We start from the raw sequence: 12349 nt of genomic DNA on the forward strand, positions 1-12349 counted from the left end.
CCGGCCCGCGTGGTCCGGTGACGGTTTCAGCCGCGGAACCCCGGACACCGACATTCCTGGGCCCGGATCCTCGACGCCCTCGACACGCTGCTGCGGAACCGGCCCGCGGCCCCTACCGATCCCCGAGGCTGACACCCATGCACACCGAGTACGACTGGATCACCACGCCCCTCACGGCGGACCTGCTGCGCGGCGCCCTCGACGTGGAGCGCACCGGGCACGGCCTGCTCCCCCACCGCCTCCCGGCCCGGGCCCGCGCGCAGAACACCGACGCCCAGCTGGAGATGGCCGAGGCCCAGCCCTCCGGCGTACGCCTGGCCTTCCGTACCGCCGCGACCGTCGTCGAACTGGACACACTGCGCACCAAACGCGAATACACCGGCTTCCCGCCGCGCCCGGACGGTCTGTACGACCTGCTCGTCGACGGCCGCCCTGCCGGACAGGCCTCGGGCACCGGCGGCAACGTCCTGACCGTCGACCTGACCACCTGGGAGGGCGAGCTCACGCCGGGTCCGGTCGGCACCGTCCGCTTCACCGGCCTGCCCGAGGGCGACAAGGAGGTCGAGATCTGGCTGCCGCACAACGAGACCACCGAGCTGGTCGCCCTGCGCACGGACGCCCCGGTCCTGCCCGCGCCGGACCGGGGCCGCCGGGTGTGGCTGCACCACGGCAGCTCGATCAGCCACGGCTCCGACGTCGCGAGCCCGACGGCCATCTGGCCCGCGGTCGCCGCGCTGCGCGGCGGGGTGGAACTGATCAACCTCGGCCTGGGCGGCAGCGCGATGCTCGACCCGTTCACCGCGCGCGCCATGCGGGACACGCCGGCCGATCTGATCAGCGTCAAAATGGGCATCAACATCGTCAACCAGGACGCGATGCGGCTGCGTGCCTTCGGTCCGGCCGTGCACGGCTTCCTCGACACGATCCGCGAGGGGCACCCCGACACCCCGCTGCTGCTCGTCTCGCCCATCCACTGCGCCCTCCACGAGGACACGCCCGGCCCGACCGCCCCCGACGGCCAGGCGCTCGGCGAGGGCCGTCTCCTCTTCGCCGCCATGGGCGACCCGGCGGAGACCCCCACCGGCAAGCTCACCCTCACCGTGATCCGCGAGGAACTGTCCCGCATCGTCCGGCAGCGCGCCGCCGACGACCCGAACCTCCACTACCTCGACGGCCTCGACCTCTACGGCGCCGCGGACGCCACCGCCCTCCCCCTCCCCGACCACGTCCACCCGGACGCGGCGACCCACCAGCACATCGGCGAACGCTTCCACCGCCTGGCGTTCACCGGGGGAGGGCCCTTCTCGGAAAAGAGATGAACGACCGCACCGCCGCGCGGGAGCGGTGTCCGGCCGGGGCCGGTCAGTCCTCGAACCCCTGCTGCGCGAGGATCTCGTCGATCCGCGTGCGGTGGTCCGACTCCCACACGTCCAGGGTCTGTGCCGCCTCTTTCGCCAGCTTCGCCCGGGCCGCGGCCAGCACCTCCTCGCGGCGGGCCCCGGGGACCACCACGACGCCCTCCTCGTCGGCGACGACCGTGTCGCCCGCGTCGACCGTGACCCCGCCGCAGCGCACCCGCTCGTTCAGCGGCCGCGCGGCCGACTTGGTGCCCGGGATGGGGATGACACCGCGCGCGAACACCGGGAAGCGCATGTCCCGCACCTCGGCGAGGTCGCGGATCAGCCCGTCGGCGACGAACGCGGTGACACCCCGGCGCCGGGCGACCGCGCAGACGTTGCCGCCGGCCAGCGCGTAGTCCAGGTCGCCCGATTCCACGACGACGACCGAACCGGGCCCGGCCCGGTGGATCGCGGCGTGCAGCATCAGGTTGTCGCCGGGAGGGCACCGTACGGTGAAGGCCGGGCCCGCCACCCGGGGCACCGGTCCCCACAGCGGCCGGATCCCGATGTCCATCACCTGCTCGCGGCCCAGCAGATCGGCCAGTGTGGTCGTGGGTATGTCCGTGAACGCGTCGACGTCAGCCATGGCATGGACCCTAACCACCTTCCCCTAGAAGGGCAGTGGCCTCCCCCGCACCACCTCCAGCCGTGACACCGCCCGGGTCAGCACCACGTACAGCCGGTGCAGCCCCCGTTCCTCCGCCTCGGCGATCGCCGCCGGCTCGACGGCCACGACATGGTCATACTCGAGGCCCTTGACCACGCTCGCCGGCACCAGGGAGACCGCCGCGCCGACGTCGTCCGGGCCCGCCGCCTCGATGCCGGCCGCGTCCAGTGCCGCCCGCACCCGCGGAACGTCCGCGTCCGCCGCGACGATCCCGACCGAGCCCTCCCGCCCCCGCGCGTCCCGCACGGCCTGGACGACCGCGTCGGGCACGCCCTCGACGGTGGTCTCGCGCTCCCGCAACTCCCCGTCGCCGCGCAGCGAACGGGCCGCCGGCACGTCCACGTCCAGCCGCTCCAGCAGCCGGTTGGCGAGCCCCACGACCGCCTTGGGCACCCGGAACCCGGTGGTCAGGGCGACCACGGTCGCGTCCGGTTTCCCCAGGTGCGCCAGGACGGTACGCCACGACCGCGCCGCCCACGGCGTCGTGCCCTGCGCCAGATCGCCCAGCACCGTCAGCGAACCGAAGCGGGCCCGGCGGGCGATGGCCCGGCACTCCATCGGGGACAGGTCCTGCGCCTCGTCGACGACGACATGCCCGTAGCCCTCCGGGTGCCCGATCAGCCCGGCCACCTCGTCGAGCAGCACCAGATCGGCGGCCGACCAGCGCGCCGACTTCCACGACCGCGGTGCCCGCCCCCACAGCAGCGCCCACTGCTCACCGGCATCGAGGAGCCCCTCGGCGGCCGACGCCAGCGCCGCCTCGTCAGCGAGCAGTTCGGCGACGACCTCCTCGGGCCGCACCCGCGGCCAGACGGCGTCGACGTACGCCGACACCGGCCGCGACCGCTCGACCCGCCGCACCCAGGAGTTGGGGGGCGGCCCCGCCCGCCGCTCGACCTGCTCGCGCAGACACCCGACGATCCGCGCCCGCACCCGCTCCCGTCCGACTCCGTACGGCGGTTCCTCCTCCCGCACCCCGGCCACGATCCGCGCCAGTTCCCCCTCCGGCACCCGCCACTGGTACGACCCGTCCGGCACGGCGAGCGGACCGGCCCCCTCGGGGCGCACCCTCGCGTACAGCGCCCTCCGCAGCACCTCGGCCATCCGGGCGTCGTGTTTCAGGACGGCGGCCGGCTCGTCGTCGGCGCCCCTGACCGGCCACCGGGCGATCTCCTCCCCGAGGGTCGACTGCCGCACCCCCGTCTCACCGAGGGCGGGCAGCACCTCGGCGATGTACGACAGGAAGGTGCGGTTGGGTCCGAGGATCAGCAGACCGCCGCGCCGGATGCGCTGCGGGTGCGTGTAGAGCAGGTACGCCGCCCGGTGCAGCCCGACGGCGGTCTTGCCGGTGCCCGGCGCGCCCTGCACGCACACCGACAGCGCCAGGTCCCCCCGTACGAGGTCGTCCTGCTCGGGCTGGATCGTCGCGGCGATGTCCCGCATGGGCCCGACCCGGGGCCGTTCGATCTCCCTCGCGACGATCTCGCTGTCGCGCGTCTCGCCCTGCTCCAGGTGCTCGTCCTCCAGGCCGGTGAGATCGCCGGAGTCGCCCCGGCTGCCGGGCGCCCACCCGAAGCGCCTGCGCACCGCCACGCCCTGCGGGTCCCGCGCCGAGGCCTGGTAGAAGGCGCGTGAGACGGGCGCGCGCCAGTCGACGACGAGGGGCGGTTCGGCCGGGTGCTCGCAGATGCGCAGCCGCCCGATGTGCAACCGTCCGTCCCCGCCCTGGAGGGCCCCGAAGAACAACGGCCCCTCGGGCAGTTCCCGCAGCGCCTTCGCCCGGCTGCGCAGCCGGTACCCGAGGACTTCGGCGTCGGCCCCGGACGCGGAGACGTCCTCCCCGATGACGACCTGTTCACCGGCGCCCTCGACCATCGCGGCGAGGGCGGTCCGGCAGCGTTCGTGGTGGGCGCGTTCCTGTTCGAGGACGTGCTGAAGGGCAGGCTCGGTCGAGGTCATTCCACCGAGCGTACGCGAAAACGTGACTGAGTTAAATAAATTACCGAGTTTCACTCCGGAGGCGGGGCGGCAGTCCGGCCGCGAGCCACCCGAACGCCCGCTCCGCCGCCGCCACCGCGTCCGGCCGCACGTCCGCCACCCGCTCCCCCGCCGCGATCCGCCGCCAGTTCTCCAGCGCGAGCACCCGCAGCACGGCCATGATCTGCCCGGCCGCCAGCCGCGCGTCCAGATCACCCCCGAGCACCTCGGCGAGCGCGGCCTCCGACCGCTCCTGGTGCGTGTGCGCCCGGGCGACCAGCGAGGGCGTCCCGTAGAGCAGGGCGTGGAAGGCGAGCACGTCGGGGTGGTCGTTGAGCCCGGTCACGGGGTCCCCCCGCTCGAGCCCTTCGAGGAAATGCCGCCGCAGCGCCTCCACGGCCGGCCCCTTTGCCGCCGCCACCACCCGGGCGGCCTCCCCCTCGTGGTCGGAGATCCGGTACAGCACCAGATCCTCCTTGGCGGGGAAGTACCGGAACAGCGTCGGCTTCGAGATCTCGGCCGCCGCCGCCACCTCCGCGACGGACACCGCGTCGAACCCCTTCTCCATGAAGAGCCGCACGGCGATGTCCGACACGGTCTCGTACATCCGCCGCTTCTTGCGCTCACGCAGGCCGGGGGTGCTCATACGGGGGAGCCTACGCAGAAGCGGGGTCAGGCCAGCGCGCGGGCGAGATACGGGTTCGCCGTGGAGCGCACCGGGAGGCCGAGCGAGCCCGTGGCGACGGCCAGTGTCACCGCGTAGGAGTCGACCGCCCGCCGGACGTTCGGGGCGTCCATGCTCGCGCCGGTCACGATGCGGTCCAGATCGACATAGGCGGACCGCACGATCTCCAGCCGGCGGTACACCCGCCAGTCGTCGCGCCAGTCGCGGGTGTACTCGGCGGGCAGCCGGCGTTCCCAGCGGCGGAACATACGGTCCCTGATCTCCGGCCGGGTCGGCGTGAGGTGCATGTGGCGTACGAGGTCGTAGAGGGGGTCGCCGACGACGGCCATCTCCCAGTCGATGATCGTCAGCGCCAGATGGTCGTCGCGGCGTACGAGGTTCCAGGGGTTCAGGTCCCCGTGCAGGAGGGCGGGTTCCCGGTGGCTCACCTCGTGCCGGGAGAGGATCAGCCGCAACCGGTCCGCGTCGGGCAGCCCGAGGTGCCGGGCCAGCTGCTGCGACTCCTTCGGCAGGTCCCGCACCAGGGAGATCAGCTGGTCCCGGAGCCAGCGGTGGAACGCGCCCTCGCCGGCGGTCGGATCGACCTGCTCGTACCTGACGCGGGTCAGGGCGCACAGCTGGTCCACCAAACCGTCGGCCTCGTGCGGCAGCAGGCCGTGCACGGGGTGGTTGGGGGGCCGGTCCACGTCCCGCGGTCCGACGTAGGTGTGGAGGGCGATGGTGTCGCTCTGGTAGGTCTCGCCCAGGGCGAGCACCCGCGGCGCCGCCACCCCGACGGACGACTCCTCGATCGCGCGCAGCACGGCGTGCTCGCTGAGGAAGCCCCGCTCCCGCCGGCACACCTCGGCCAGCTTCCGCCGGACGACCACGGGAGCGTCGAAGCCCGGCACCGACACCACGGTGTTCAGGTGCGCGGTGCCCTTGAACACCCGGCCCGCGGGCGCGGCGCCCTCCGCCAGCAGGGCCTCCCGGACCGCGGCGGACGGGAAGTCGGGGCGCTCCGGCATCCGCCGGTCGGGCCGCCACTCGAACGCCTTCGCGATCCACGCACGGTCCCTGATCTCCCCGTTGGTCCGCGACACCAGCCAGCGGAACAGGGCCCGCCGGATCTCGCCCTCCCCCGGCACGCCGACGAGCCGCAGCGGTTCCGCCGCCGCCTCGAGGGCCCGCCGCACCTCGGCCGTCGCCTCGTCCAGGCTCGTCTGCGTGAACGATTCCTCGAGGGACCGGGCGGCCCGCATCACGTCCGGGAAGACGGACTGCGCCCGCTCGAACGCCAGGTAGTGCCGCAGATCCTTGGCCAGGCCGTTGACCGCCGCCGGACGGACCTCCCGCATGGCCTCGGCCCAGGCGTCGACCACCTCGGCCCACTGGTGGGCCGGGTACCGCATGCGCACGAGGTGGGTCGCGAGATCGTGCAGCGGGTCGCCGTAGGTCGCCAGCTCCCAGTCGACACAGACGAGGGGCGGGTCGCCCGCGTACGACACGATCACGTTGTCGCGGTGCAGGTCGGCGTGGAGCAGGCTGTACGGCCGCCGGGCCATGGCGGGCACCCGCCCGGCCAGTTGCGCGAGCGCGTCCTCGGGGATGCCCAGCGCCGCGAACAACCCGCCGAACCCGTCCCGGTTGGGCCGTCTGATCTGCTGGTCCGCGAGGTGGGCCAAGGTCCGCAGGAACCCCTGGCTGTCCGTGTCGTTGCGGGGCCAGACGGCCGGCAGAGCGGGCAGCGCGCCGCGCCGCACCTGAGCCGTCCGGGCCAGCAGACCGGCCAGCGCCCTGATCAGCAGGGTGTCGACGGGCTTGCCGTGGTCGCAGACGCTGGACAGCGGCACGCCCTCCACAAAGCTGTGGATCGCGACATCATCCCGCTTCACGAGACATCGCGGCGCGTGCGGCAGGACCCCCCGCACGGCGGCGAGGACGTCGGCCTCGTCCTGCCAGGTCCGGATGACCACGCGCAGCGCGTCCGGGCGCCGGATCCGCACGGTCACGGACGTCCCCGCCTCACCGCCGGCCATCCGGGCCATGCCCTCCGTCAGCGGAAGGACGTAGTTCCGGTGGTGGTGGCCGCCGCTCTCCCGTCCCCGCTCGGCGGCGAGTTTCACAAACGCCCGGTAGGCGGCGTCGTGCGAGGCGCGCTCCCCGAGAAGAGGGCGGGGACGAGGAGGTGCGCCCACGGGCCGCTCCGGAAGTGCGAGAAGGGGGGACGGTATGGCAAACGGTAGGTTCGCGGCCGGCGCCGCGCATGGCGGAGAGAGCCATTACGGGTGATTGCCACCCATCAGCACGAGGCTGCGTGAACTCGTTCGAGCAGGGCCGGTCGGCCTCGTCACATACGAGCGGGGGTGAGCGTACGACTCGATCCTTGCGCGGTGCCGGAATGCTACACCCGGCCCATCGCTCCCCGGCCGTCCGCTCACGCGCGCAACAGGTCCACGAGCGGCGCCAGGGACACGAGGACCGTGTCGGCGCCGGCGTCCCTGAGGATCTTGGCCTTGCGTTCGTTACGCGCGTAGCCCAGGAACGGCACCCCGGCACGGCCCGCCGCCTCGTGGTCGGAGGGGGTGTCACCGATCATCAGGGCATCATCGGGGGCGGCGCCCATCGCCCGCAGCGCCCGGTTCAGGCAGTGCGGATCCGGCTTCAGCCGGTGCAGGTCCTGGGTGCGCCCGTAGATGTGCGGGGCGAAGCAGCCGGCGAGGCCGCGGCCCGCGAGGTACGTGCGGGCCACCCGGGGCGAGTTGTTCGTGGTGATCGCCAGGCGGGAGCCCACCGCCGTCCAGGTGCGGATCAGCGGGTCCGCGTACGCGGTCGGCCACGCCGAGGACGCGGCCCGCAGCTCCTCCTGGGTGAGACGTTCCTCCAGCTCGGCGACGAGGTCGCTGCCGGGATGCCGGCGGTCCACGGCGCGCAGGACCACCTGCGGGTCGAGGGACTCGCGCTCGGCGTCCGTGAGCAGGCCGTGCAGACCGCGGCCCTCCAGCCAGGACACCAGGTCGCTCGCCACCCGCTCCGCCGAGTGCCCGGCGAACAGGCGGCAGATGGGCCCGTCGAAGTCCCACAGCACGACACGGGCACGTCTGATCAGATCGCGGAGTTGATTCGGATCGTTCTCGGTCTCGAAAGGCACCGCACCGGTCTGGATCGCATCAGAAGTCACTAGGAGAGTGTCAGGTCCGTCGTGATGGTTTCCCAGAGGGCGTTGAACCACTTCTGGGATTCCTTCACGAACGACGCGTCCCGCCGGCCCGTGCGCTGCACGAAGGAGAAGAGGAGGGACTGGGAGCCCAGGACGTCGTACATGTCCAGGGTCTGGCTGCCCCACTCCTCCTCTCGCCTGGTCAGCATGTAGTAGCCGATCAGGGCCTCCTCCTCGTTGAGGAGGTACAGCTTCACCGGCGGGGTGAAGGGCAGCGCCCGGAAGGTGACGTGGACGTCGATCCCGTGCGTGGAACGCAACGCCCGCAGGTTGTGCTGGAGGACCTGCCCCTGGGCGTTGCGCATGGCCAGCCAGCGCTGGTGGACCGGGTTGTCGTCGCCGTGGGCCTCGACCGGGACCGGGAAGGCCAGTTCGATGTCCCGGGAGGGGACCAGGATGCGGACGTCGACCGACTCGGGGCGGATGCGGCCCTCGTGGATGAGCCGCAGCGGCTCCCCGATGGCGATCATCAGCGTCTCCGCGGTGTGGCAGACCACGTCGATGCGCACGTGTGGGACCGAGAACGCCTGCGTGAGGCGCGGGGCCAGGCCCACCATGGTCGGCTGGGGTTCGCCGCGGGCGGGGGCCGGGGCGGCGATCCGCGGCGGGCTGCCCTTGCTGACGTTGGTGAGGAGACCGTCCTCCTGGAGGACGCGCAGGGCCTGGCGGACGGCGCCGCGCTCCACACCGAACTCCTCGGCGAGTTCGGCCTGCGTGGGCAGGCGATCCCCCGGCTTGAGCTCACCGGCGCGGATGCGTTCCCGCAGGCTGTCGGCGATCTCCTGGGGCGAGGACCTTCTGCTGCCGTTGACTGCCACGTTCTCCGCCACGCTCTCCTGGGCCACGACCAAACGCTACAACTCTGATCCATCTGGCGGGAGTTGTTTGAAAGTTGTTTATGACTAGGGGCCAAGTGGGGACAACTTAAGCAGAGTTGGTTGCCAACTTTTCGAAGTTGGCGGAAGTTTTGCTTCCGGACTTCCGAAGGGGGAACACCTATGCCCGCCCTCGCTCTCCTCTCCGCCGCCTTCGTCGTCGCCTTCGAGCAGCTCGTCCAGTGGAAGTACGGTCCGGCCGGCATCGTCGGCCTGATCCTTCTCACCGTCGGCGTCAAGGCCAAGAGCCCGGCCGTCAGCTCCGCGGGAGCCGTCGTGCTCGCGCTGCTGATGACGGGGCCCGCCCGATGAGTCACCGCGCCACCCCGGAACGACCCGTGGGAGACGTCAGCTCGTGAGCGTCAGCTCCGAACTGATCGTCTCCCACAATGCGTTGAACCACAGGTGCGACTGCTCCACGAACGTGGTGTCGCGCAGCCCGGCGCCCTGCCGGAAGGAGAACAGCATGGACTGGGTGCCCTGGGCGTCGTACATCGCCGGCTGCTCCCGCTCGGCCTCGGCCTCCCGGCGCGTCAGCGTGTAGTACGCGAACAGCGCCTCCGTGCCGTTGAGCAGGTACAGCTTCACCGGCGGGGTGAAGGGCAGCGCGCGGAACGTGACACGGACATCGATGCCATGGGTGGCGCGCAGGGCCAGCAGGTTGTGCTGGAGGACCTGCCCCTGGGCGTTGCGCATCGCCAGCCACCGCTCGTGCACCCGGTCGTCGCCGCGCCCCTCGACCGGCACCGGGAAGGCGAGGTCGATGTCCCGGCTCGGCAGCAGCACCCGGACGTCGACCTTGGCCGGTTTCAGCCGTCCGGCGTGGATCTGCCGCAGCGGCTCACCGATGGCGAGCGTGAGGGAGATGGACGTGAGGCACACGGCGTCGATCTCTACGTGGTCCGTGGCGAACGCCGTCGCTATCCGGGGCGCGAGGGCCACCGTCGTGGGCAGCGGCGGGGCCTCCGGGCCGGTCAGCGCACCGACGGGGTCGGGAGCGACGGTCGCCGGGCTGCCCTTGGACACGTTGGTGAGCAACCGCTCGGACTGCAGGATGCGCAGCGCTTGGCGCACGGCACCGCGCTCGACACCGAACTCGTGGGCCAGCTGAGCCTGGGTGGGCATGCGTGCACCCGGCCGCAGCGCCCCTGACCTGATCCGGGCGCGCAGCTCGTCGGCCACCTCGTGATGTGTTCTCTGTGGCCGTTGCGACCTCTTCCGCCCAATGGCGGAGTCGTGTTCCGGGTCCACAACCGAACAGTACAACTTCCCGCCATCTTGCGGCAGTTCAAGGAAAGGTGGTTATGAGCCGGTTCCAAGCGGAGATAAGTACAGTGAAGTTGGTCACCAACTTCGGGAACATGGTCAGACCTTCAGGGGGTTGGCCACCCGCCAGGGGACTCCCTTCCGGAGGGGAGCCGGGAGTCCCGCCAGGTCGGCGGCAGCGCACAACAACCACAACCGAACAGCTCGCTACGGATGCGGGTCCCAGCACGCCGGCAGAAGGGAGCGGCTCAGAACATGTCCGGGCACCAAGGCCGCCTGGACGTACGCAGCAGGGCGTCGGCCTTCCGGGCGGCGCCCGCTCGTTCTTCGCGCACCCGCCCCAGCTCCGCCAGCCGCACCGCCGACTCGTCCCCGAGCCACAGCGCACCCAACTCGCCCAGTCCGAGTTCGAGTTCCGCGCTCTCGGTGGTCGGCGTGCAGGACGCCCCCTCGGGTGAGGCCTCCAGCCGGTAGCGCCCACCGGTCAGCCCGTCCACCCCGGCGATCTCCAGCACCAGCGTCCCCCGGCCCTCGTACGTCCGCGCCTCCAGCGCCCGTACGACGTCCAGGATCCGCACCCACAGCCAGTCCGCCAGCGAGGTGATCCCGGCCGCCCGCGGGTCGGGCAGGAGGTGCGGGAGCAGGTCGTCGGGCGCCCGCCAGCCGCTCTTCACCTTCACGACCCAGTCGATGGAGCAGAGGTACTCCCACAGCGCGCGTTCCGCGTCGGGGGTCACGCCGAGCAGCCACCTCACGGTCGCCGTGTTCAGCGGCTGCTTGGCATCCCCCCAGGTGTCGTCCACCTCGTACGCGGCCATGCCCTCGACCTCGCCGGACGCCGAGCGGTACACGGCGAAGAACGGCGGCTTCCACGACGGGTCGAACCGCAGGGCGCCGGTGTGCACCTTCCACCAGGTCTCGTCGCGGGTGATGACGCCGGGCCGGCTGCCGCGCAGCCGCTCGTGCAGCTCGGGGCCGAGCTTGCGGACGTCCTCGCCGTCCACCAGGTCGATCCGCCCGCCGCCCGCCGGGCCCGCCCAGCGGGCGTCGAGACCGGCGCGCGGCACGTCGATCGTCCACGCGGACGTCCAGGTCGCCGGACCGAAGCCGTACCGGCCGTAGATCGGGTACTCGGCGGCGATCAGCGTCGCGACGACGTCCCCGCGGTCCTTCGCCGCCGCCAGGTCCCGCGCCATCATGCGGCTGAGCAGCCCGCGGCGGCGGTGGGTGGCGGTGACGGTGACGCCCGAGATCGCGTCGGCCCGGACGCTGGCCCCGCCGACGACCGTGAGTCCCTGGTCGAAGGACCGGAAGGTCGCCACGCACCGGCCGCCGTCGAAGGCCCCGAGGTAGCGGCCCGGGACGAACTGCCCGCGCCGGCCCTCGATCTCCTCCTCGGTGAGCGCGGGCACCCGCAGGAAACCGGTGTTCACGGCCCGCAGCCAGTCGGCGAACTCGGCTTCGGCGATCGGGCGTACGTCGATGTCGTCGGCGCGGGACATGGGGGTCATGGCGTCACGCTAGGCGGAGGGCCGGTCGGTGTCGCGTGGATATCCGACCGCCGGCCCTCCCCGGGTCCGGGAACGGCTCACACCAGCAGGTCCTCGACCTGCGCCTCCCCCTCGCGGTACCGGCGCGTGATCTCCGCGCTGCACTCGTCGGCCGTGCGCTGCAGCCGCTGCCGGCGCCGGGAGACCTGCTGCTCGTGGCGTTCGAGCCGTCCCATCGCCGTCTTCAGCTCCAGGTCCGTGCGCGCGTCCAGGTCGGACAGCTCGACCTCGGCGAGCATCTCCGCGGCCAGCCGCCGGAACTCCTCGCCCTGCGGGGTGCCCAGGGTCAGATGACGGGCCGAGGAACGGTGCCGGGCCGGGGCGTCCCGCAGGATGTCCGCCAGCCGCTCCACCACCGACGCCTCCTCGGGCGCGGCGGTGGAGGCCGCGCCCGCCGGGGCGCGCCGGGCCACCTCCGCGCGCAGGATGTCGATCCGCCCCTGGAGCAGCCGCCGCAGATAGCTGAGGTCGGCCTCGTCGCGCTGGGCCTCGCGGCGCAGCGTGCGCAGTTCGGGCAGGCTCAGCGCGGACAGCCGGTCCTCGCAGCTGTCCGAAGGCAGCGGCGGGCTGTCGGTGCGCTGTGTGGGCGGCCGGTGGTACTCCGACGCGCCGATCCCCGTGTACGTCGACCAGACAGCCGCCTGCTGCTGTCCGGTGCTTGATGTGCTCATGTGCCTCAACCGTCCCCTCGACCGGTGTGTGCAAGCATCGTGCCACCCCAAGTGCCCGC

11 protein-coding genes are annotated in these 12349 nt (G+C 72.5%); 2 read left to right on the top strand and 9 right to left on the bottom strand.

Features of this window, described 5'->3' with window-relative positions; genetic code table 11:
- Positions 1-137: 137 nt before the first annotated feature.
- Positions 138-1319: a GDSL-type esterase/lipase family protein gene (locus ACFY9E_RS24385; RefSeq protein ID WP_390987495.1), complete on the top strand. Its 1182-nt coding sequence runs from the start codon at positions 138-140 to the stop codon at positions 1317-1319.
- 43 nt (positions 1320-1362) lie between these two features.
- On the opposite strand, the gene ACFY9E_RS24390 is transcribed toward ACFY9E_RS24385, so the two are convergent.
- The 6 genes from ACFY9E_RS24390 to ACFY9E_RS24415 all read right to left on the bottom strand — a co-directional run bounded on the left by ACFY9E_RS24390 (position 1363) and on the right by ACFY9E_RS24415 (position 8779).
- The gene (locus ACFY9E_RS24390; RefSeq protein WP_390987496.1) at positions 1363-1986 is read right to left on the bottom strand and encodes an RraA family protein; all 624 of its coding nucleotides are present in this window, start codon (positions 1984-1986) and stop codon (positions 1363-1365) included.
- 24 nt (positions 1987-2010) lie between these two features.
- Positions 2011-4026: a HelD family protein gene (locus ACFY9E_RS24395; RefSeq protein WP_390987498.1), complete on the bottom strand. Its 2016-nt coding sequence runs from the start codon at positions 4024-4026 to the stop codon at positions 2011-2013.
- Between the two features lie 40 nt (positions 4027-4066).
- Positions 4067-4690: a TetR family transcriptional regulator gene (locus ACFY9E_RS24400; RefSeq protein ID WP_390987499.1), complete on the bottom strand. Its 624-nt coding sequence runs from the start codon at positions 4688-4690 to the stop codon at positions 4067-4069.
- Between the two features lie 26 nt (positions 4691-4716).
- Positions 4717-6906: a phosphotransferase gene (locus tag ACFY9E_RS24405; protein WP_390987500.1), complete on the bottom strand. Its 2190-nt coding sequence runs from the start codon at positions 6904-6906 to the stop codon at positions 4717-4719.
- A 239-nt stretch (positions 6907-7145) separates the two neighbouring features.
- Positions 7146-7889: an HAD family hydrolase gene (locus ACFY9E_RS24410; RefSeq protein ID WP_390987502.1), complete on the bottom strand. Its 744-nt coding sequence runs from the start codon at positions 7887-7889 to the stop codon at positions 7146-7148.
- Positions 7889-8779 carry a GntR family transcriptional regulator gene (locus ACFY9E_RS24415; protein WP_390987503.1) on the bottom strand — a complete coding sequence of 297 codons (891 nt, stop codon included), beginning with the start codon at positions 8777-8779 and terminating at the stop codon, positions 7889-7891. Before ACFY9E_RS24415 ends, ACFY9E_RS24410 begins: the two co-directional genes overlap by 1 nt.
- A gap of 147 nt (positions 8780-8926) precedes the next feature.
- On the opposite strand from ACFY9E_RS24415, the gene ACFY9E_RS24420 reads away from it, so the two are divergent.
- Positions 8927-9115 carry a hypothetical protein gene (locus ACFY9E_RS24420; protein WP_031143363.1) on the top strand — a complete coding sequence of 63 codons (189 nt, stop codon included), beginning with the start codon at positions 8927-8929 and terminating at the stop codon, positions 9113-9115.
- Positions 9116-9151: 36 nt separating this feature from the next.
- Here the strand turns inward: ACFY9E_RS24420 and ACFY9E_RS24425 are convergent, their stop codons facing one another.
- The 3 genes from ACFY9E_RS24425 to ACFY9E_RS24435 all read right to left on the bottom strand — a co-directional run bounded on the left by ACFY9E_RS24425 (position 9152) and on the right by ACFY9E_RS24435 (position 12290).
- Positions 9152-10069, bottom strand: coding sequence for a GntR family transcriptional regulator (locus ACFY9E_RS24425; protein WP_390987504.1), 918 nt, complete (start codon positions 10067-10069; stop codon positions 9152-9154).
- A gap of 248 nt (positions 10070-10317) precedes the next feature.
- Positions 10318-11571 carry a GNAT family N-acetyltransferase gene (locus ACFY9E_RS24430; RefSeq protein ID WP_390987629.1) on the bottom strand — a complete coding sequence of 418 codons (1254 nt, stop codon included), beginning with the start codon at positions 11569-11571 and terminating at the stop codon, positions 10318-10320.
- 86 nt (positions 11572-11657) lie between these two features.
- The gene (locus ACFY9E_RS24435) at positions 11658-12290 is read right to left on the bottom strand and encodes an aerial mycelium formation protein (protein ID WP_390987506.1); all 633 of its coding nucleotides are present in this window, start codon (positions 12288-12290) and stop codon (positions 11658-11660) included.
- Between the last annotated feature and the right edge of the window lie 59 nt (positions 12291-12349).

The organism is Streptomyces sp. NPDC012466 (assembly GCF_042955215.1).
Classification (GTDB): Bacteria; Actinomycetota; Actinomycetes; order Streptomycetales; family Streptomycetaceae; genus Streptomyces.

Bases quoted from the DNA above. Each gene is read 5' to 3' on its own strand.
- ACFY9E_RS24385 (WP_390987495.1), top strand. From the start codon at position 138: ATGCACACCGAGTACGACTGGATCACCACGCCCCTCACGGCGGACCTG.
- ACFY9E_RS24390 (WP_390987496.1), bottom strand. From the start codon at position 1,986: ATGGCTGACGTCGACGCGTTCACGGACATACCCACGACCACACTGGCC.
- ACFY9E_RS24395 (WP_390987498.1), bottom strand. From the start codon at position 4,026: ATGACCTCGACCGAGCCTGCCCTTCAGCACGTCCTCGAACAGGAACGC.
- ACFY9E_RS24400 (WP_390987499.1), bottom strand. From the start codon at position 4,690: ATGAGCACCCCCGGCCTGCGTGAGCGCAAGAAGCGGCGGATGTACGAG.
- ACFY9E_RS24420 (WP_031143363.1), top strand. From the start codon at position 8,927: ATGCCCGCCCTCGCTCTCCTCTCCGCCGCCTTCGTCGTCGCCTTCGAG.
- ACFY9E_RS24430 (WP_390987629.1), bottom strand. From the start codon at position 11,571: ATGTCCCGCGCCGACGACATCGACGTACGCCCGATCGCCGAAGCCGAG.
- ACFY9E_RS24435 (WP_390987506.1), bottom strand. From the start codon at position 12,290: ATGAGCACATCAAGCACCGGACAGCAGCAGGCGGCTGTCTGGTCGACG.